This window comes from Okeania sp., assembly GCF_035285525.1.
In the GTDB taxonomy this organism is placed as follows: Bacteria; Cyanobacteriota; Cyanobacteriia; order Cyanobacteriales; family Microcoleaceae; genus Trichodesmium.
This window is the reverse complement of sequence record NZ_JAYKGW010000162.1, coordinates 59,188-79,352: the sequence shown is the minus strand read 5'-3', so window position 1 is coordinate 79,352 and position 20,165 is coordinate 59,188. Positions and strand designations below refer to the sequence as shown.

General features: G+C 33.7%; 19 protein-coding genes. 7 read left to right on the top strand and 12 right to left on the bottom strand.

Annotated elements, in window-relative coordinates; genetic code table 11:
• Positions 1 to 428 precede the first annotated feature (428 nt).
• From dut to VKJ25_RS15550, 5 genes are all read left to right on the top strand, one after another.
• Positions 429 to 860, top strand: a complete 432-nt coding sequence (gene dut / locus VKJ25_RS15570) for a dUTP diphosphatase (protein WP_324237552.1) — start codon at positions 429 to 431, stop codon at positions 858 to 860.
• A complete protein-coding gene (locus tag VKJ25_RS15565) occupies positions 857 to 1,420 on the top strand; it encodes a deoxycytidylate deaminase (protein WP_324237547.1) in 564 nt (187 codons plus the stop codon). The genes dut and VKJ25_RS15565 overlap by 4 nt, the downstream gene beginning before the upstream one ends.
• A gap of 397 nt (positions 1,421 to 1,817) precedes the next feature.
• A complete protein-coding gene (locus VKJ25_RS15560) occupies positions 1,818 to 4,241 on the top strand; it encodes a vWA domain-containing protein (protein WP_324237546.1) in 2,424 nt (807 codons plus the stop codon).
• Positions 4,242 to 4,972: 731 nt separating this feature from the next.
• Positions 4,973 to 5,953 carry a cysteine synthase A gene (locus tag VKJ25_RS15555; protein WP_324237545.1) on the top strand — a complete coding sequence of 327 codons (981 nt, stop codon included), beginning with the start codon at positions 4,973 to 4,975 and terminating at the stop codon, positions 5,951 to 5,953.
• A gap of 57 nt (positions 5,954 to 6,010) precedes the next feature.
• Positions 6,011 to 6,259, top strand: coding sequence for a (2Fe-2S) ferredoxin domain-containing protein (locus tag VKJ25_RS15550; protein ID WP_324237544.1), 249 nt, complete (start codon positions 6,011 to 6,013; stop codon positions 6,257 to 6,259).
• A gap of 615 nt (positions 6,260 to 6,874) precedes the next feature.
• Here the strand turns inward: VKJ25_RS15550 and VKJ25_RS15545 are convergent.
• Positions 6,875 to 7,891 carry a sulfite exporter TauE/SafE family protein gene (locus VKJ25_RS15545; protein ID WP_324237543.1) on the bottom strand — a complete coding sequence of 339 codons (1,017 nt, stop codon included), beginning with the start codon at positions 7,889 to 7,891 and terminating at the stop codon, positions 6,875 to 6,877.
• Between the two features lie 991 nt (positions 7,892 to 8,882).
• Here VKJ25_RS15545 and moaA point away from each other — a divergent pair.
• Positions 8,883 to 9,869: a GTP 3',8-cyclase MoaA gene (gene moaA / locus VKJ25_RS15540; protein ID WP_324237542.1), complete on the top strand. Its 987-nt coding sequence runs from the start codon at positions 8,883 to 8,885 to the stop codon at positions 9,867 to 9,869.
• A gap of 271 nt (positions 9,870 to 10,140) precedes the next feature.
• On the opposite strand, the gene rpsD is transcribed toward moaA, so the two are convergent.
• Entirely contained in the window at positions 10,141 to 10,749 is a 609-nt protein-coding gene (gene rpsD, locus VKJ25_RS15535) for a 30S ribosomal protein S4 (RefSeq protein WP_324237551.1), read from the bottom strand.
• A 109-nt stretch (positions 10,750 to 10,858) separates the two neighbouring features.
• Between rpsD and VKJ25_RS15530 the strand changes: the two genes are divergently transcribed.
• On the top strand, positions 10,859 to 11,431 hold the full coding sequence (locus VKJ25_RS15530) for a hypothetical protein (RefSeq protein WP_324237541.1): 573 nt from the start codon (positions 10,859 to 10,861) through the stop codon (positions 11,429 to 11,431).
• Positions 11,432 to 11,729: 298 nt separating this feature from the next.
• Here VKJ25_RS15530 and VKJ25_RS15525 read toward each other — a convergent pair whose 3' ends face one another.
• The 10 genes from VKJ25_RS15525 to VKJ25_RS15480 form a co-directional block, all read right to left on the bottom strand.
• On the bottom strand, positions 11,730 to 12,293 hold the full coding sequence (locus VKJ25_RS15525) for a Uma2 family endonuclease (protein WP_324237540.1): 564 nt from the start codon (positions 12,291 to 12,293) through the stop codon (positions 11,730 to 11,732).
• A gap of 118 nt (positions 12,294 to 12,411) precedes the next feature.
• The gene (locus VKJ25_RS15520) at positions 12,412 to 13,266 is read right to left on the bottom strand and encodes a phosphodiester glycosidase family protein (protein WP_324237539.1); all 855 of its coding nucleotides are present in this window, start codon (positions 13,264 to 13,266) and stop codon (positions 12,412 to 12,414) included.
• A 176-nt stretch (positions 13,267 to 13,442) separates the two neighbouring features.
• Positions 13,443 to 14,003 (bottom strand): nicotinate-nucleotide adenylyltransferase, encoded by a 561-nt coding sequence (locus VKJ25_RS15515; protein WP_324237538.1) that lies wholly within the window; start codon positions 14,001 to 14,003, stop codon positions 13,443 to 13,445.
• A 361-nt stretch (positions 14,004 to 14,364) separates the two neighbouring features.
• Positions 14,365 to 14,607, bottom strand: a complete 243-nt coding sequence (locus VKJ25_RS15510) for a hypothetical protein (protein WP_324237537.1) — start codon at positions 14,605 to 14,607, stop codon at positions 14,365 to 14,367.
• 60 nt (positions 14,608 to 14,667) lie between these two features.
• On the bottom strand, positions 14,668 to 14,904 hold the full coding sequence (locus VKJ25_RS15505; RefSeq protein WP_324237536.1) for a hypothetical protein: 237 nt from the start codon (positions 14,902 to 14,904) through the stop codon (positions 14,668 to 14,670).
• On the bottom strand, positions 14,905 to 15,054 hold the full coding sequence (locus VKJ25_RS15500; protein ID WP_324237535.1) for a hypothetical protein: 150 nt from the start codon (positions 15,052 to 15,054) through the stop codon (positions 14,905 to 14,907).
• Positions 15,055 to 15,102: 48 nt separating this feature from the next.
• A complete protein-coding gene (locus VKJ25_RS15495) occupies positions 15,103 to 15,366 on the bottom strand; it encodes a hypothetical protein (RefSeq protein WP_324237534.1) in 264 nt (87 codons plus the stop codon).
• 260 nt (positions 15,367 to 15,626) lie between these two features.
• A complete protein-coding gene (locus tag VKJ25_RS15490) occupies positions 15,627 to 16,508 on the bottom strand; it encodes a YihY/virulence factor BrkB family protein (protein ID WP_324237533.1) in 882 nt (293 codons plus the stop codon).
• Between the two features lie 317 nt (positions 16,509 to 16,825).
• On the bottom strand, positions 16,826 to 17,878 hold the full coding sequence (locus tag VKJ25_RS15485; RefSeq protein WP_324237532.1) for a sirohydrochlorin chelatase: 1,053 nt from the start codon (positions 17,876 to 17,878) through the stop codon (positions 16,826 to 16,828).
• A 448-nt stretch (positions 17,879 to 18,326) separates the two neighbouring features.
• Positions 18,327 to 19,985 carry an ABC transporter ATP-binding protein gene (locus tag VKJ25_RS15480; RefSeq protein ID WP_324237531.1) on the bottom strand — a complete coding sequence of 553 codons (1,659 nt, stop codon included), beginning with the start codon at positions 19,983 to 19,985 and terminating at the stop codon, positions 18,327 to 18,329.
• Positions 19,986 to 20,165 lie beyond the last annotated feature (180 nt).

The window sequence follows — 20,165 nt, the reverse complement described above, 5'->3', positions numbered from 1 at the left end:
GCTAAACCCGCCCTCTTATCTACAACGTCAAAATCTATGGGGGCGGGTTTTTTTCATGTTATCAACCTTTCCTAAGGTAACATGGAAACCCGCCCCTACTGTTTTAATTAATAATGAATAATTGATACACGACTTGCGCAACGGCACTAGATATGGACTATCGGTGCGTTACGCTACACCCTACTGCTACTTTTGGAAATAAAACTGTAGGGGCGAATGCCATTCGCCCTCCTAGCAATAGCTATTGGTAGGGTGTGTTAAGGGAACGGAGTGGAGTGTAACGCACCGGACATGATATTATGCAAAGAAACCCGGTTTCTAGGTTTGCATAGCTTTAGTAAATTCAAAAGTCAAAATTAAAAAGTAATAATTACAGAAAGTCAAGTCAAAATTAAAAAGTCAAAATTAAATCAGGTAAATTAAAAATGATAAAACTGAAAATTAAAAAGTTAGATGAATCGGCAATTATTCCTTTTTACGCACATAAAGGAGATGCTGGATTAGATTTATTTTCTATTGATGAATTAACAATTAATCCTGGAGAAAGTCAATTAATTCATACAGGTATTTCTATAGAATTACCATCAGGAACCGAAGCACAAATTCGCCCCCGAAGTGGATTAGCTTTAAAACATCAAATTACTGTTTTAAATACTCCCGGAACTATTGATGAAACTTACCGAGGAGAAATAGGAATAGTTTTAATAAATCATGGTAAAAAACCCTTTCAAGTAACTAAAGGAATGAAAATAGCTCAAATGGTAATAGCATCGGTTTTATCTGTTAAAGTGGAAGAAGTTGATAAATTAAGTACAACTGAAAGAGATATTAGTGGATTTGGTTCAACAGGAATATTATGACAGAAGAATTATATCAAAGACCGAGCTGGGATGAATACTTTTTAATGATTGCTAAATTAGCTGCTACTCGCTCAACTTGTTTAGCTTTTCCAGTGGGGGCGGTAATAGTTAAAGATAAACAAGTTTTGGCAACTGGTTATAATGGTTCTCCTTCTGGTTCTTCACATTGTACAACTCAAGGTTTTTGTTATCCTGAATTAAGTAGTTGTGATGCTAGTAAAATTTTACCATCCCGTTCTGTTCATGCCGAAGCTAATGCTATTGCTCAAGCAGCAAAACATGGAATTTGTACAAATGGAGCTATTATTTATGTAACTTTAGAACCTTGTCTTTCTTGTTTGAAATTAGTTATTTCTGCTGGTATTAAAGAGGTCTTTTATGAGACTACTTTTAATAGTGGGGAAAAAGCAGCTTTAAGAGATATATTTATCAAAGATGGTTTGGTTACTCTGAAGCAAATTAAAGTCTCGGAAACAATTGCTCAAAAAGCAGCAAATTCTCTACTTTTTCCCACTTCTGTTGCTAAATGTTCTAATCAGGGAGTAAGGGGTAGGGAGTAGGTAGCAGGGAGGTTTTGCTGCGCAACATGAAACGCATTTTTGTTATGCAACGTCCGTACCGAAGTAGTAATTCTGATTGAGTAGAAATAATGAAATAATAAAGAAGAAAAACAACTATGGTTCAGTAACTTGAGAAACCCTACATTTAGGAGTTAGGAAAAAATGGGTATATTTGTTAAAAGTCATCTGGTAAAACTATCCTTTGTTAGGTGTTAGGTAACAGATATTTGAAGTAAATATTGCTCTAAATGATAAGTAGAGTAATTATTATAATTTTTACGGAAAGGGAACCCTCTCTTTTGTAGTTTATGCAGACTTGCTGAATTTAACTATAAAGCTGAATCCTAATAGGTTAAGTATTCAGCAAAAACTGTCTTGCCCTATATTAAAAAATAGAATGAATACCATGAAAAGCAAAAATATCATCCTTAATCAAGTTGTGCCAGTAAAATTATTAGTAACTTTTTTACCTTTACTACTTTTGATAAGTTGTGGCAGTCAACAAAAAACAAACAGCAATAAAAATATAATAGAAATATCTGATTCTTCTGGGAACAATCAACATAAATTAGTTCATACTTCCATTCAAAGCAAAAATACAGAAAATTCACCTCCTAATAACTTAGTCTTTCTCTTGGATATTTCTGATGCAATGAACAGTCCGAATAAACTGCCATTAATCAAATCAGCTTTTCAATCATTGGTAAATGAACTAACAGAAAAAGATACTGTCTCAATAGTTGTTTATTCTGGAGCCAAAGGAGTAGTTTTACCACCAACAAAAGGGAACGAAAAAAATAAAATTATCGTAGCAATTAATAACTTAGAAGCTGGAGGTTCTACTGCTGAAGGTGAAGGAATTGAACTTGCTTACTATCTAGCCAAAAAGTTTTATAAATCTTCAGGAAATAATCGAGTTATTCTGGCAACTGATGGAAATTTTAATTTGGGAATTTCTAAGGATGCGGAATTAGTTAAAACGATTGAAAATTATCGAGATGAAGGAATTTTTCTATCTATACTTGGTTTTAGTACAGGTAATTTTAAAGATGCTAAAATGGAGAAATTAGCCGATAAAGGAAATGGAAATTATGCTTATATTGATAATCTTTTGGCAGCTCAAAAAGCCCTAGAAACAGAGACGGGAAAAACTATAATAAATGTTGCTGAAGATAATAAAATTCAAAGTGAAGCAGAAGTAGATAAAGCATCAATAAAACCACCTAATTCTACTCGAAATGCACCAGTTTCAAGAAGAGAAAATGTTGGAGGTGGCACTAGAGGCAGTGCTTCTGAAAGTTTTAATTTAACACCAGGATTTATGGTACAAAAACAAAGTTTACCAGCTTCAACCGCAGAATCTCAAATAGATTCTAGTCTAGAACCAACTTCAAATACAGAAGAATATAATCTGATTAATGATAACCCTTTTCAAGTAGTTAAAAACAATCCTTTATCTACATTTTCTATTGATGTAGATACAGCATCTTATAGTAATTTACGTCGCTTTATTTCTGAGGGTAAATTACCTCCAAAAGATGCTGTCAGAATTGAGGAATTAATAAACTATTTCACTTACAATTATCCTCAACCAAAAGCTAATAATCCTTTTTCTGTGACTACAGAAATTTCTGATTCTCCTTGGAATAGTCAACATAAATTAGTTCATATTGGCGTTCAAGGTAAAGAGATAGTTACAGAAGATTTACCTCCTAGTAACTTAGTTTTTCTCTTGGATGTTTCTGGTTCGATGAACGACCCCAATAAGTTACCATTAATCAAATCAGCTTTTCAATTATTGGTAGATGAACTAACAGAAAAAGATACTGTTTCTATAGTTGTTTATGCTGGAGCAGCAGGAGTAGTTTTACCACCGACAAAAGGTAATGAAAAAGATAAAATTCTGGCAGCCATTAATAATTTAGAAGCTGGAGGTTCCACCGCTGGAGGTGAAGGAATTAAACTTGCTTACGATCTAGCTAAAAGGTTTTATAAATCTTCAGGAAATAATCGAGTTATTCTAGCAACCGATGGAGATTTTAATGTGGGAGTTTCTAGCGATGCGGAATTAGTTAGAATGATCGAAAATTATCGGGATGAAGGAATTTTTCTCACGGTACTTGGTTTTGGTACTGGTAATTTTAAGGATGCTAAAATGGAACAATTAGCTAATAAAGGAAATGGCAATTATGCTTATATTGATAATCTTTTAGAAGCTAAAAAAGTTTTAGTGACTGAAATGGGAGGAACTCTATTAACTATTGCTAAAGATGTAAAAATTCAAGTAGAGTTTAACCCGGCAAAAGTACAAGCTTATCGTTTAATTGGTTATGAAAATCGACTGTTACGTTCTCAAGATTTTAATGATGATAAGAAAGATGCCGGAGAGTTAGGTGCAGGACATTCGGTTACGGCACTTTATGAAATTATTCCGGTGGGAGTAAAAAGTAATGTGAAATTGCCGGATGTTGATGAGTTAAAATATCAAGATAATAAAGTTGATGAGGCAGCTTATAATAGTGATGAATTAATGTTAGTTAAGTTGCGTTATAAGGAGCCAAAGGGTACAACTTCTCAGTTAATAAAACAGCCAATTATTGATAAGGGAGTGAGTTTGGATGATGCTTCAAATGATTTTAAATTTGCTGCTGCTGTAGCTGAATATGGAATGATTTTGCGAGATTCTGAATATAAAAGTGAGGCTAATTTTAATCAAGTGTTGAAGTTGGCAAATGAATCGAAAAGTTTAGATTTAGAAGGTTATCGGAGTGAGTTTATTAATATGGTTGAAAGTAGTCAGAAATTGAAGGAGAAAAAGTAAATGAGGAACTTTAGGTAAACGCCCGGAATCTGCTGTATATGGCAAACTTTCTGCCTTTTATCCTGCACTCTCTGAAAAAGACAGTGTAGGATTTTTGGTTAGTATATTACAGCAAATTCCAGGTATATGAAGTACAGATATTAATAATTTCATCAGGACTAACGGAAAAATACTATATATAGAGTGAAAAAACTATTGCACAACAGTTTTAACTACTATATCTAGGGTGATAGTGTCAATCCTATTAATGTTCTCAGTGGGATTTTTCGGGAGCCGTGCATCTTGCTTCCGTGGCTGTACCTTACAAAAATGGAGTCTGCTGTAATTAATCTTGGTCAGGACTAACGGAAAAATACTATATATAGAGTGAAAAAACTATTGCACAACAGTTTTAACTACTATATCTAGGGTGATAGCGTCAATCCTGTTTATAAAATCCTGATAGGGTGAGTGAGGAACCTGTATTACCATAATTTTTTTTAAATATGAACAAAGTTTGGTAAAATACTTTTGTAAGCATTCAGCAGTCAGCTATTGCTTTTAGTTTTAGATAAAAGCTTTATTATACGATTCCCGATAAATCAGAAGTTTTATCTGACTACAAAATTCAGTTTTCACTTTCTTTATTCGTTTAAATCTCCTCCTTAAGGTTGAGGTTTTTCTTGCTGAAATGCTGACAGCTAATAGCTGAATGCTTAGATTCTTTTTTATCAATATTAGATAGGAAAAAAATGGATATTAAACAAGGCTTTGTTGGTACAATTGGTAATACGCCATTAATCAGATTAAATAGTTTCAGCGAAGAAACTGGATGTGAAATTTTAGGCAAAGCAGAATTTCTCAATCCAGGGGGTTCCGTAAAAGATAGAGCAGCACTTTATATTATTAAAGATGCAGAAGAAAAAGGTTTACTCAAACCTGGTGGCACAGTTGTGGAAGGAACTGCTGGTAATACAGGAATAGGTTTAGCACATATTTGTAATGCTAAAGGTTATAAATGTTTAATCGTTATTCCGGAAACTCAATCTATTGAAAAAATGGATGCTTTAAGAACTTTAGGTGCAGAAGTTAGACCTGTTCCAGCAGTGCCCTATAAAAACCCAAATAACTATGTAAAAATGTCAGGCAGATTAGCATCAGAAATGGAAAATGCTATCTGGGCAAATCAGTTTGATAATTTAGCAAATAGAACCGCTCATTATGAAACAACTGGACCGGAAATTTGGGAACAAACTAATGGAAAAATAGATGGTTGGGTAGCTGCGACTGGTACCGGTGGAACTTTTGCTGGTGTCTCATTATTTTTAAAAGAAAAAAATCCGCAAATTAAAACTGTATTAGCAGACCCCATGGGAAGCGGTCTTTATAGTTATGTAAAAACTGGAGAAATTGCTAGTGAAGGTAACTCTATTACTGAGGGTATTGGTAATAGTCGAGTCACCAAAAATATGATGAATGTGCCGATTGATGATGCGATTCAAGTTGATGATAAAGAAGCTGTAAAAGTGGTTTATCAATTATTAAGAAAAGACGGTTTATTTATGGGTGGCTCTGTAGGAATTAATGTCGGTGCAGCAGTAGCTTTAGCCAAACAAATGGGTCCTGGTCATACTATTGTAACTGTATTATGTGATAGTGGTTCTCGTTATCAATCTAAGTTATTTAGTCGTGATTGGTTAGCTGCTAGAAATTTATTCCCAGATGAACTATAATTTTGTAAGCAGCCAGCTATTCTACAGGCAATGCTTACATAACTTTGATAATTTGTAGTGGAAAATATTCAGGTTAATAGACTTTTATTAGTCTGTCAAAATCGTACTTGTAGGAAACAAGGTTCGGTAAAAGTATTAACTGTTTTTCAAGCACTTAATATTCCTAATATTAAAGTTGAAAAAAGTGGATGTTTGGGAAAATGTGGCAGCGGACCAATAGTTTTAGTTTTGCCGGATGAAGTTTGGTATAGTCATGTTGACGTTCAAAGTATTTCAGCAGTTGTGGAGCAACATTTACTGGATTAAATAGGGTTGGCTTTAAGGAGTAGGAGAGTAGGAAAGTATTTTTTTTGCTCAACGATGTGCCTAAAATTAGGACTGACGCACGCGCAACCTATTTCTGTCATTGCGCGACTCGCAGCGCCAGCGACAGCGTTTCGCTCCGCGACATGGAAAGCGCAGCAATCTGTCAGGATAGCAATCTCAAGCCTTGAAGTTGCCTTCCTCATGGCTTTAGTCCTGTAAAATGTTAACTTGAGCAGCATTAAGAGCTGAAAACTAGATACTTTGTTCCCTAACTAAAAAGGCTAAAACCTTTATATTTCAATCCTTTGAGATTTAATCAGCAATCCCTAAATATATAAAACAAGACTTACGCACCAGACCACATATATAGCTTTTAACACTATAACGTTATAGTTTTTTTAACTCTATATATAGTACTTTTCCGTAAGTCCTGTAAAACTTATATCATGTCCGGATAATTAGTTATAAAAAAACTTGCTCCTCCTTTTCCCCTCCTGGGAGAGTTTAGGGCTAGCTTAACTCCTGACTTCCCTTCTTGGGAGGGGCTAGGGGTGGGTTTATTTATAACTATTCAACCGGACATGATATTACCCAGAAACCGGTTCTATTAAGTCATTATTTTGCGTAAGTCCTGATCCTTATTTCATTTTGATTATACATTTTTGTGCGGTACATCCAGTAATTCAAACAAGAGAATATGACTAAAGCTATCAAGCTAGAGTACATTACCATTGATGTTAAATTAATCACAACTAAAGACGAAATAACTTCTATACAAATTAAACCTATCAAAATATTGGCAATGGTTTCTCGTCGCAAGAGGTTACAACATATTGCTCCTAGAGGCGCCCCAACAACAACTACTGGAATCGCTGCAAACCAGTAGCTACGCACTGGTTCTATAAAATCCTGAAATACAAAGACTTGTAAAAAGAATCCAGCCATAGCATTGATTGCCATCAGAATAACAGAAGTAGGAGTAGCAACTTTTTCGCAAAGGCCGAACAAAACTACCATGATCGAAAAAGCCAAGATATCAATACCGCTACCAACTAAACCACTCATTATTCCTCCCAGGAATCCAGCTATTAGCCAAATTCTCTGCTCTTTCACTGTCCAAACTGGCATAGCTGTATATAATTCTCTCGGTTGTTGGTTTAATTTCAATAAGGTAATAGCAAAGCTGGTAAGCATCACAGTAAAAGACATTTTGATCGCATCAGGAGGTACAAGGGGAGCTAAAAAACCAGATCCCATAAATACTCCTAAAAAGCCACCCAGACTTCCCCAAAAAATGACTCGTAATTCGATTTTAATTCCAGTTAACAAAATAGCAACCGAAGCAGCAGTCATACCTACACTTTGAATCGCCAGGGAAAATATTTTGGCATCAGAAGGTGAAATGTGGAGAATTTTCGTAAAAACTGGAAAAGCGACAGCTCCTCCCCCTAAACTTGTACCCCCTGCGATCGCAGACCCAAAAACCATTGTTAGGGCTATTTCCCAATTACTCACTAAATAGGAAAATGCTTCTTGAGCACCTAGTAAGGTTAACCACATAGTCCAGACTATGAGTGCGATGGATATTAAAACTTTCCTTTGAGAAACCGATCTTTTTAAGCGAGCAGTCATAGTACCTCTTAAAATATTACAAAATTTATCATCTTCATTTCTATGGCTAACATTAGCTATCAAGCTAAAAGTTTTTTTAGTTCTCTCCTGGAGGCTCAAGAAGCTTAAAGAAATTTATGCTTAGGCCAGGATAGGCAATTATGACTAATTGCCAAACATTGATTATTACTTTTATTTATTTTTTTGTGACAAATCTTATTATAGTTACACATTTTGATTTATTTTTTGTTAAAATTTGACAAAAAATAAAGTTGGCCACTATTTTATTTTCTATAGTTATGGAGTAGGTAGGGACTATGCAACGTCCGTACCTACTCCCTTATGCAACGTAGAATTAAGAGTCAAGAGGAATAGTGAGTTATAGAGGAGGTACACGGTTCCCAAGAAATCAGAAAAATCAAGGGATAATTGTTCTGCCCTAAACATGCTAAAACTTAAGTTAGGGAGTAAGGAGTAGTGAAGAGTCAATAGGTTTAAAACTTACTACTTACAAGAAGATTTAGTAGTAGAAATTTTGCCAGATATTTGTTTTAGTCAACACTATAGATAAATATTTTCAAATCAATATTTTAGTTTTACTTATAAGTCAAAATAAGTTTTTTAGTTGAGAGAGGGAACAGAGAACAGGGAGAAATAACTGATAATTTCTGGATAAGATTGGAGATGTATAATAAAATATTTAATTAATTTTGCATAAGCACTTATAGGTAGCAAAATTGAAAATTTTCAAATAATTAGGACTTGCTGAATAAATATGAAAATATTCGCAGATAAAGCTTTCATAATTTTTAGGTCAGCAAAAAGTTCCAGCTTTTAAGTCAAAAAAGTACGGTTCCCGAAAAATCAAAAAGCTGGCTTAAAAGTCTCACACAAGAGTAGAAAAATTAAGAGATAATTCTTACTTCTACTTCCTCTATAACTCCCATTCCTCCTAACTCTTAACTATTCCCTACTCCCTACTCCCTAATTATAAAATTGACACTGTATTAATATGAACAAAGTTGATTATCTGAGAATTAGTTTAATAGATCGTTGCAACTTTAGGTGTCAATATTGTATGCCAGAGGGTGCAGAATTTGACTATATTTTAAAACCAGATTTATTGACTAATAATGAATTATTAATTTTGCTCAAATATGTGTTTATTCCTGTTGGTTTTATTCGGTTTCGTTTAACCGGAGGTGAACCTTTATTACGTCCTGGTCTGGTTGATTTAATTGAAGCGATCGCTGCTTTTCCAGAGACTAAAGATTTATCTTTGACTACCAATGGTTTTTTACTAGCAGATATGGCAAAAGATTTATATGAAGCTGGTTTAAAAAGAATTAATATTAGTTTAGATTCTCTAGATGCAGATACTTTTAATTTAATTATTGGAAATAGGGGTCGTAGTCGTTGGCAAATGGTTTGGAATGGGATTCAAGCTGCTTATGAGGTTGGTTTTGACCCGTTGAAATTAAATGTGGTTGTTATTCCTGGGGTGAATGACCATGAAATTTTAGATTTAGCAGCTTTGACTATTGATCGTAATTGGCACGTTAGATTTATTGAATTTATGCCGATTGGTAATGATCAGTTATTTGATGATAAAGGTTGGATTTCTTCAGAAGAATTACGACAAAAAATTAGGGAAAAATGGGGATTAGCAGAATCTTTTATTCAGGGAAACGGACCTGCCGATATATTTCAAATTCCTGGAGCTAAAGGAACTTTAGGATTTATTAGTCAAATGTCAGAATGTTTTTGCGATCGCTGTAATAGAATGCGTCTTTCTGCGGATGGATGGTTAAGACCTTGCTTGTTAAATGAAATGGGTCAAATAGATTTAAAAAGTAGTTTGCGTAATGGAGTTTCTGTTGAGAAGTTACGGCAGAAAGTAGAATATTTATTAGGAATAAAACCAGAAATTAATTTTAAGCAAAGAGAGTCTGGTACAAGTGGAAATTATAGTCGAACTATGTCACAAATTGGAGGATAATTTCTGAAGTCAAAATTCATACATTCAAAATTCAAAAGTAAGAAATTGATCAAGAAAGTCAAAATTCATACATTCAAAAGAGTGAAAATTCCTAAGCTGTTAAGCACTTCAACCACATATTTATTGTTTACCTATTTGAGAATACAACTATTATTAATAAGGAAATTCAAAATTCATGCATTCCAAAGTCAAAAGTAAGAAATTAATCAGGAAAGTCAAAATTCAAAAGAGTGAAAATCCCTAATTTGAATTTTGAATTTTGACTTCTGAATTAAGCTTGTCTGGAATAATATTCCACAACTAATAGTTCATTAATTTGAAGCGCCACCCAGTCTCGTTCCACAATACCATTAACTTTACCAACCAGTTTGTCTTTATCAAATTCTAAATGACTAGGAATATTAGCTAAACCTGGATATTGGAGATTAGTCTTTACCATTTCCTTAGATTTTTCTCTTTCTTTAATACTAATTACTTCTCCAGGTTTACACTGGTAACTAGCAATACTAACAACCTTACCATTAATTGTGACATGGCCATGATTAACTAACTGTCTGGCCGAGGGAATAGTTGGAGCCATTCCCAAACGAAATACAGTATTATCTAGGCGCATCTCCAAATATTGTAGTAATACTTGTCCTGTAGAACCTGCTGCACGACGAGCTTTTTTCACATACCGTAGCAGTTGACGTTCGGAAACACCATAATTAAATATTAGTTTCTGTTTCTCTTCTAGTCGAATCGCATATTCTGAGCGCTTTCTGCGGTTTTGGCCATGTTGACCAGGTGGATAAGCACGTCTGGGACTTTTACGAGATAGTCCGGGTAAATCACCCAGACGACGTACTATTCTTAAACGTGGACCTCTATATCTTGCCATAATAATTTCCTCATTAACGTAAAATTTAGTCACAATCCACTATCATATACTATTCAATTACTACTTTGTCAATTGTCCATAATTTAGTTTATATTTTTAGTTATTTGTTATGTCTCATCAAAATTTTCCTAATTTTTTCTCATCAAAATTTTCCTTATCTACACCTAAGAAATACTTGAAGAAAAGGTGGATATTTTTAACAGCAATACAACTTTTGAGTTCTAGTTTTTTGATGGTTATTCCTGAACCAGCAACAGGAATAGATTTCCAAAAATTATTCAAGAAAGAACCAGCAGATATCAAATCATTTAGACTTTGTTCTGAGAATTTATTAAGTGTAGGTTTATCTAATCAAGAAGTAGCTAATGCTTGTAGTGCAACTGTTGAACCTGAAGATTTATCAATATGTGTCACCAAGATTTATAATAGTACAACCCAAAAACTTCCAGCACAAGATATTTTGTTAAATTGTCAACAGGTGAGAAGAGTTGATGAGTTAGGAACTTGTGTGGAAAATATTAATTTATCAATGGCAAATATATCTAATCAGTTTGCTGTATTAGAAGGTTGTCGTCGTAGTTTACTGCCAGAAGATTTTTCTGCTTGTGTAGTTGGTTTAAGTATTAATGTAAAATTACCAACAGAAGAATTATTAAATACTTGTCTTAATCCAGATCGATAGACATATATAGAATTTAATTGAACAGTTATCATTGGGAGCATTAGAATAGCAGTTTTCCAAAGTAGGGACCTTGCATACAACGTCCCTACAAGGTTATAATTAAAAATTAAGCGATCGCTGTTTATCAAAAAAAAGACAATGGAAACACTAACGAAAACACCAGCCGAAAATTATATAATTTTGTATCCTAATTAGTTTATAAGAAATTTCAGTAGGGTGCCTTACACTTCGTTAAGGCACCCTACTGAAAAGATAAATTATTAAGATAGAGAAATTGCAGATAACGTCCCTAAAAAAGTTATAAAACTTCATCATAAATATCAGCCATTGTTAAAGTTAAACCCACTGATTTTAACTTTAACAAATCTTCTTTTCCTAAAGTTTCTTTAGACCAAAAACCACCTTTTGCAGGACGATAAATTTCTACCTTCATTTCTGTTTGAGAAACCAATACATACTCCTGTAAACTTGTTAAATTTTGATAATTTAAACGTTTTTCTCGTCTGTCTAAATTTTGGGTAGAAGGAGAAAGTACCTCAACAATTAAACAAGGATAACATTTATAATATTTATCCGTATCTTGAGGGTGACAAGTTACCATCACATCAGGATAATAAAAAATATCTGAGTTATTTTTGGCAATATCAATTTTGACCTTCATATCTGCAATAAAAGTTTTACATCCACTACCCCGGAGATGAAAACGTAAAAAACTAGCGATATTCAAAGCAATGCGATTATGTTCTTCGCTACCACCAGACATAGCGAATATTTGACCACCAAGATATTCATGGCGAACTTGACTATTTTTTTCTCCTTCTAAATAATCTATCGTTGAAATAAATGTAGTTACTAATTGCATAATTGTTAATTTCTATGTAGATAGTTATATACAGTTGAAAAACCAACTATTATAATTGTAAGATGACGGTAAACAAGTTAAACTTTTGGGCAAGTTTTAATGCTTACTGAAGCAATCTCTATTGTATAATATTTCCACTGAAAATAGCAATCATTTGGGGAATAGTTCTTGGTGAATCTATGTAACTATTTCCCTGACAAATTAATTGTGTTGAACCTCCACCATCTAACATTATTACTTCAGTTGCCCCGAAACTTTTCAAAACATTAGCAGCGTGAAGTTGAGTTGCTTTTTTAGAAGTAAAAATTAAGATTGTTTCATTCAAGCGATCGCCATCTTTATCTTTAACTCCAATAAAGGTTCTACCTGTTTGATCTTGAACTCCTTTATCAGCATTTTCCTGTAAACCAACAATAAAATTAGGTGCTGTTGATAATTGGAAATTATGTGGCTGAAACCTACTAATTAATGCTCTATCATTCCAGACTTCTAAAATTAACTTTTCATCAGAAAATTCTATTTCTCCTGCGTAACCATCACTAACTATAATTCCATCTGACTTTACAGGAAATGCTAACCCTGTAGAAGAGTGTTTATCATTTCTAAAAAATTGACCGTTAGTAATGGAAAATAAATTGAAATTTTCGGAAGAGAAGTTAGACCATATTTGTGAAATTTTCTGACGTTCAAATTGTGGGTCGTTACCGCCATAAGCTCCTTTTTTAGTGCCTAAGTCTGCGATATTTCCATAAATAAAATGGATTTTTGCGCCTTGACTTAAATCAATAACTTGTACATAATCTAAATCTTTTTGATAAAGAGTAGTTCCTGGAGAATTGTTAATAATTTGGAAACCAAGAGATAAAGGATTTGGCGATTTACTTTCGGCATTTTGGGCAGAAAATAAGTTAATTGTGATTAGGAGGAAAGTTGTTAAAAATAATCCAGTTAAAGTTCGAGTTTTTTTGTTCATCAGTCAAAGCAAAGAAGAAAGAAAAAAAAGAAAAATAATCAGAAATATAGCTACAATACTTCAGCTTTCATCTTGACAGTTTTATTAATGGGATACTAAAATAATATAGTAGGCTTGAAGTTAAGGAGATTAATTGATACTCAAAATGACATTTTTTATGTAGTTGCTTTCTATCATTAATATAATTTCTGTCTATATATATAATCTTTAATTGGAGGCGTAATATTCATTTCATCTCCCTGTTCGCGATATGCAGATGAGGAAACATTTGGAACTTCTACAGAAGCTATTTTGACTTCTGTAGTTAGTTCCTTTAATTTCTGTAAATCTGCTTTTTCTATGGCAATACCTGGGCGAGGTACTATTAATAATTCTACTTTCTGTAAAAGTTCTTCTATTTGATACCAATTTGGTAATTGTTTAACTAAATCTGAACCTACTACTAGAGTAAATTCTGCATTATCCCATTTTTTTCTGGCAAGTTCAACGGTTTCTAAAGTCCGACGACTACTTAATTCTTGATGCAGAAAAATATTGTTTTGATTTAGGTCAATATTTTCAATCAAAATTGATAACATTGTCGAACGTTGTTTTAGAGATGTTTGATTAAATTTAAAAGGATTATCTGATGCCCAAACTACTACTTTATCGAACTTTTGAGAGAGCCATTTAATAATTTTTTCATGTCCGACTGTTGGTGGATCAGCACTGGTTCCAAATAAGGCTATTTTTGTCATTTATTTTCAGAAGGAATAAGTAAGAAGGAATAAGGAAAAATTTTAAATATGGTAGTATAGTAATCCTAAATAGGTTGTAAGATTTTATAGTAGGGGTTTGGTCTCCAAGCCCGAACAAATAAGGGATTTGGAAACCAAACCCCTACAGTTTTTTTTCACAAATCATTTATGGTTGCTATGTTTCCCCCACTCCTCTACTTAATTTAGCTTGAGTTTTTTGTGTAATTTATTGTAATTTACGAGGAAGTTTCAGGGGGTAAACTAGAAAATGAATTTCAGCAGATATGATTATTTGTGAATTTGGTAGGGCTAGGCAACATAAAAAACCATAGCGCTACCCAACAATAACTGATATTTTCCTCTAAATATTTGTGGAGTTTCTCCTATTAATCAATTCCTCAAACTCGGAAACTGAACTGACAGTAATTGTTTCTAAATTTAACGGTTTTAGCCAGACTAAATCATCAATTTTATTAATAGCTTTGACCAGAGTTTCTGACAAATTATTAAAGCGTTTTTCCAGTAAATCAAGAATACTTTGTCGGTAAGTTTGTTTGGCTGCTATTTCTTGATCTATTTCTCCTATAGTGCTTAAAAATTCCATTTTTTGTGACTCCTCATATTGATTAATTTTGGTTTTAAAACTTGATTCTAATTTTGGGGATCAGGTCATCATTTTATCAATGAATTTCAGCAGATTGATAATATCGAATTTAGTTAACCCCTTATCGTATAAGCTTGTGACTAATTGCCATTTCCATTGTTCTCTTTCTGTCAGGTTTCTGGTGGTATTCTTAGTTTTTAAGTGTGCCATAACTGTCATAGCAAATGGATTATTATCTGTTTCTAGTTCCTCCCATTGATAATCTAAGAGTTTGACTATGGCAAAATCTAATCTCATTTAACTTTTTCCGAAACCATATTGATAGAAACTTGGTCGCCAAGATTGGTTTTCATCTCCTAGTATAGCTAAACTAATTACTGGTTTATGGTACAAGTCAAATGCTCGATAGTTTATAGATATACATTCCCTGAGTAAATTCTCGGTCATATTGACTTTGGACTTCAATATGAATCAAAATCCAGATTTCTTCATTGTCTAAAAACCATGCTTTAAATAATTTAGCGGTCGAGGGATGGATGGGTTCCCTAACCATATCCAATCAACCAAGAGATCAGCATAACGTTTTTCTATTGTTGCTGAGGCAGTAATTTCTTCTAATTCTTTATCTAGAGAAATCGGTGTTTTTTGCCAATTAATAGAGCCATGAATTTCGGGATAAAAGAAACTTAGGAAAGATTCAAAATATTCAGATATAGCTGCTTTCCACGTTTCATCATAATTAGCTGTTGTTTCTGTCATTTTATTGTCAGTTAATATTTCATTATTATTATCAATAATACCAGCATTACAGACAATAAAAATCCTAGCTTTAGATTTACATCAGATTCCAAGTATATGAAGTATTGATTTAATAATTAAATATTCTCAGTGGGATTTTTCACCGATTTATCGGGAACCCTGCATCTTGAACGCGCCGATGTACCTCAAAAAAATTGGCTCTGCTATACATAAAGAGATAAAAAATCACGATTCTCAAAATCCCAATTAATCAGTTATAATTAATCGTTATTTCCCATCAATTTTTTATGTTTATTCTGTATTCTTGAACCATATTTATTAGCCCAAACTTGAGTAAATTCTGCTCCAAAAAATAGAATTTGCCAAGAATAATTTATCCATAACAATAATATTACTAAAGAACCTGCAAAACCATAAGCTGAACCTACCCCACTATTACCTAAATATAATCCTATTAAACTTTTGCCAATAGTGAATAATATAGCCGTAATTCCTGCACCAATCCAAATATCACTCCAAGCTATTTTTACATCTGGTAAAAACTTATAAATTGCCGCAAATAAGATCATTACTATCCCAAAAGAAAGAGAAATATCAATCACACTCCAAAGAACACTTGGGGTATCAAATATACTATTTAGCCATTTATTTATTGCTGTTAATACAGCACTAACCAACAATAATAAAATTAAAATTAAACCTGCTCCTAATACCATCGCCACTGACAATAACCGATCTTGAATAAACCGACCAATACCACTGTTTGGTGGAGGTGTAACATTCCAAATCATATCTAAAGCAAGTTTGAGTTGAGCAAATAAATTTGATGCCCCCCAAAATAAAGTAGCAATACCTATTAAAGTAGCAATAATACCTGACTGAGGACGAGAAATATTGATTACCAGTCTTTCAATAGTTTCTGCAACTTGCGGACCCATAAAATCTTCTAATCGCGTGACTAACTCTCCTTCCGCAGCAGACTTGCCAAAGATAAAACCAGCGATCGCTACTGCAATAACGAACAATGGGGCGATGGAAAATAATGTATGATAAGTTAAAGCTGCTGCTAGAATAGGAGCTTTATCTTGTTGCCATTCTTTAACAGTTTGTTTGAGTAGTTGAAAGATACTTTTAAAATTCATAAATTTATCGCTTTTAGGGAATAGGGAACAGGGAATAGGGAATCAGGAATAGAAAAAAAAGTATTTTTGCAAATATGAAATGCACCCCTGACTTTTGACTTTCTTATTGGTAGGGTATGTTTTTGCGCTTCGCATCACTGCGTTAACGACGTTTTAGACGACATGACAACTACAAGAAATCCGGTTTCTTTCAACTATAAGAAATCCGGTTTCTTTCAACTAGAAAGAAGAAACCCGGTTTCTTAAAGAAACCGGGTTTCTGAGTCCAATAAACCCGGTTTCCGATCGGATTTCATAGTTAGATTTACCAATCCTTATTAAGGAACTTGCCAAATACGTTGATGATATTTTTCGGGTTCCGCATAAGGGTCAACCACAGAATGATTATGGTCGTGACTATGATGATGATGACCCTGAGAATGGTCGTGATGATGATGATGATGATGACCGTGAGAATGTTCTTCATTACTAACAGCAGCTAACCGAAATTTACACATTTCACAGTTCATTTTTACTTCTCCTAATTGTGTTTCTATTTCTCTGTCTCTTAATAATTCTAATAATGTTGGATGGGCTCCCATTTCTGGTAAACAAGTCATGGAAATATCTGGATATTGTTCTTGCTGTTGAGCAGTAATATCAAATATTTTCTTGACTAAAACTCCGGTAAATAAAAAGTAGGGCACAACAATAATTCGCTGAGGTTGATATAACCTTGCTCGTCGAAAACCTTCTTCTAAACGAGGATGAGTAATCCCAATAAAACAGGTTTCAACTGTTAGATAGTCGCTACCTTCCCATAACATTCGAGCTAATTTATAAACATCTCCATTAGCATCGGGGTCGCTGGAACCTCTGCCTACAAATAATAAGACTGTTTGGGAGCGGTTAAAGTTAGTTTCATCTAATTTTGTGAGACGCGATCGCCACAATTCTATAATCTTGGGAGTAATGCCAAAATGTCTTCCATAGTAGAATTTTATTTGAGGATGTCGTTGTTTTGCTCGGTCTAATTCATTAGTAATATCAAATTTATTGTGCCGAGCTGCAAATAACAATATTGGCAAAGCAGATAATTCTGTATAGCCTTGTTCTACACATTTATCTACTCCTTCTTGAATAGTCGGTCCTGTTAATTCTAGAAAACAAGGTATTACAGGTCGAGATTTATCCAAATTTTGATAAGTTTCAACAAAATCTAAAAAAGTTTGTTTTCCTTCAGTGTCTCTTGTACCATGACCTATCAATAATAAAGGTCTTTTTAGGGGTAGGGGCTGTAAATTTGCTTCTAGAGATGAATTATTTTTTTCTATTGTTGAAGTTAGAGTTTGTTGTGTTTTAATTTCTTGGTTTTGATTGAAATATTTCATTGATTATACTTTTCCTTTTAGTCAATCCTCTCCCTAAAAAAGAGAGGTAATTATTCATTAATAAAACAGGTTTCTAGTCTTAAATAAGCAGGGTGCTTGTGTTAGCTCAAATCCAGTAGTATTTCCCCGTAGGGGTTTGGTCTCCAAACCCTGGTCTCCAAACCCTGGTCTCCAAACCCTAGTCTCCAAACCCTAGTCTCCAAACCCTGGTCTCCAAACCCTGGTCTCCAAACCCTCTACAAACTCGGACTTTTAGCTCTTTTCTGATGGTAGAATTTCATTCTCCAATTTATCGCGAACCGTAGCCAACAGGTTTGATATTAACCAACTCAGACAGATGATTCCACTCTAGTGCTGTAACAGTTTATCTTATCCAATCAAATATTTTTTCCTTCTTTCTTCTTTCTTCTTTTTTTCTTCTTCCCTCTTCCCTCTTCCTTCTTCCTTCTTATTTATGTAATAGTGGTGCAGCATTTAACAATGTTTGAGTATAAGAATGTTGAGGATAATTAAATATTTCTTCTGTTTTCCCTTCCTCAACAATTTTTCCACCATTCATAACTGCAATTCTGTCACAAAGAAACCTCGCTACCCATAAATCATGGGTAATAAATAAATAAGTTAAACTTAATTCATCCTTCAACTCCAACATTAAATCCAAAACTTGAGTTTGAATAGTTGCATCCAACATACTCACAGGTTCATCACAAATAACCAGTTTTGGTCGAGTAATCAAAGCTCTAGCAATAGCCACCCTTTGTTGTTGTCCTCCAGATAATTCCGAAGGATATCTCTTACCATATTCTGCCACTGGAGTCAAGCCTACTTTTTCTAACATTTCCTCAACTTGAATTTTTGCTTCCTTTCCATCAGCCAAATTATGGATAAATAAAGGGTCAATTATTATCTGCTCGACAGTCATCATCGGGTTGAGACAAGCGAGGGGATCTTGAAATATCATTTGCATATCCCGACGGTGTGTTTGTAATACAGAGTTGGAGAGATTAGTTAAATTTATACTTTGAAATTTTACTGAACCAGAAGTAGGTTTAATTAATTGTAAAATAGTTCGAGATAAGGTACTTTTACCACAACCAGATTCTCCAACCAACCCTAATATTTCCCCTGAATAAAGATCTAAATTTACTCCATCAACAGCTTTAATAAGTTGGCTTTTTCCAGAAGAAAATAACTGATCTATAAAATTACTTTCTAAACTGTAATGTTTAACTAAATCTTTGATTTGTAAAATCGGTTTAACTTTTTTAGAAACCCTGATTTCTTGAGACTTTTTCAGTTTAATTTTCGGAGATTTAGATTCAATAACTTGAATATGTAAAGCAGCTTCAAATAGAGATTTAGTATATTCATGTTGGGGGTTCTTTAGAATTTGTTGAACTGTACCTATTTCTACTATTTGACCTCCATACATAACAGCAATGCGGTCACAAAATTCTGCCACCATTGCCAAATCATGGGAAATTAATAATAAAGAAGTTTGACGTTCTTCGCAAAGTTTAGTTAGCTCCTGCAAAATTTGAGATGCTATAGTGACATCCAAGCTAGTAGTAGGTTCATCAGCTACTATTAATTTAGGATCAAGTAAAAGAGCTAAAGCGATCGCCACCCTTTGTCGCATTCCCCCACTAAACTCATGGGGATATTGAGACCAACGACTAGCAGGAATATTAACAGTTTCCAGAGTTTCTATAGACTTTTTTTCGGCCTGAGAATTAGATAAACGTTGATGTGCTTTAATAGTTTCTACACAATGTTCTCCAATAGTCATTAATGGGTCGAGGCGAGTCATAGGATCTTGGAAAACCAATGCTACTGCTTCGCCACGAAATTTTCTAAGTTCAGAAGGGTTCATCTCAAAGACAGATTTATCCCCGAAAGTGACATTTCCCTCAACTTGTACTGACTTAGGCAATAATCTCATAGCAGCACGTCCCAGGGTAGATTTACCACATCCAGATTCTCCCACTAATCCTAATTTTTCACCAGGTTGCAGTGTTAGAGAAACATTATTTATTGCCCAATGAGATTTTCCTCTTTTTTCGGGATAAGCTACTCGTAGATTTTCTATATTAAGTAAAGGATTCATTTATTATTTTAATTAGTGATATCTTGAGTCAGCACTTAGCCATTTTTATGTAAGTATTCCCAGGAAATGCTTACATTTTTCTGATTATTTTATAAGTAAAAATTCTATGTTTTTTGAGTAAATTTTAGTTTAGCAGAAGTCAATCTAGTGTTTAGATATAAAATATTCGTTTCCAAGTCA

Excerpts from the sequence above, each read along its gene's own strand:
- VKJ25_RS15525 (WP_324237540.1), bottom strand. The coding sequence starts at position 12,293 with ATGCAATTAGTAACTACATTTATTTCAACGATAGATTATTTAGAAGGA.
- rpsD (WP_324237551.1), bottom strand. The coding sequence starts at position 10,749 with ATGGCAAGATATAGAGGTCCACGTTTAAGAATAGTACGTCGTCTGGGT.
- VKJ25_RS15520 (WP_324237539.1), bottom strand. The coding sequence starts at position 13,266 with ATGAACAAAAAAACTCGAACTTTAACTGGATTATTTTTAACAACTTTC.
- VKJ25_RS15515 (WP_324237538.1), bottom strand. The coding sequence starts at position 14,003 with ATGACAAAAATAGCCTTATTTGGAACCAGTGCTGATCCACCAACAGTC.
- VKJ25_RS15485 (WP_324237532.1), bottom strand. The coding sequence starts at position 17,878 with ATGAAATATTTCAATCAAAACCAAGAAATTAAAACACAACAAACTCTA.
- VKJ25_RS15505 (WP_324237536.1), bottom strand. The coding sequence starts at position 14,904 with ATGAGATTAGATTTTGCCATAGTCAAACTCTTAGATTATCAATGGGAG.
- VKJ25_RS15480 (WP_324237531.1), bottom strand. The coding sequence starts at position 19,985 with ATGAATCCTTTACTTAATATAGAAAATCTACGAGTAGCTTATCCCGAA.
- VKJ25_RS15565 (WP_324237547.1), top strand. The coding sequence starts at position 857 with ATGACAGAAGAATTATATCAAAGACCGAGCTGGGATGAATACTTTTTA.
- VKJ25_RS15510 (WP_324237537.1), bottom strand. The coding sequence starts at position 14,607 with ATGGAATTTTTAAGCACTATAGGAGAAATAGATCAAGAAATAGCAGCC.
- VKJ25_RS15495 (WP_324237534.1), bottom strand. The coding sequence starts at position 15,366 with ATGACAGAAACAACAGCTAATTATGATGAAACGTGGAAAGCAGCTATA.
- moaA (WP_324237542.1), top strand. The coding sequence starts at position 8,883 with ATGAACAAAGTTGATTATCTGAGAATTAGTTTAATAGATCGTTGCAAC.
- VKJ25_RS15545 (WP_324237543.1), bottom strand. The coding sequence starts at position 7,891 with ATGACTGCTCGCTTAAAAAGATCGGTTTCTCAAAGGAAAGTTTTAATA.
- VKJ25_RS15555 (WP_324237545.1), top strand. The coding sequence starts at position 4,973 with ATGGATATTAAACAAGGCTTTGTTGGTACAATTGGTAATACGCCATTA.
- VKJ25_RS15560 (WP_324237546.1), top strand. The coding sequence starts at position 1,818 with ATGAATACCATGAAAAGCAAAAATATCATCCTTAATCAAGTTGTGCCA.
- VKJ25_RS15530 (WP_324237541.1), top strand. The coding sequence starts at position 10,859 with ATGTCTCATCAAAATTTTCCTAATTTTTTCTCATCAAAATTTTCCTTA.
- VKJ25_RS15500 (WP_324237535.1), bottom strand. The coding sequence starts at position 15,054 with ATGACCGAGAATTTACTCAGGGAATGTATATCTATAAACTATCGAGCA.
- VKJ25_RS15490 (WP_324237533.1), bottom strand. The coding sequence starts at position 16,508 with ATGAATTTTAAAAGTATCTTTCAACTACTCAAACAAACTGTTAAAGAA.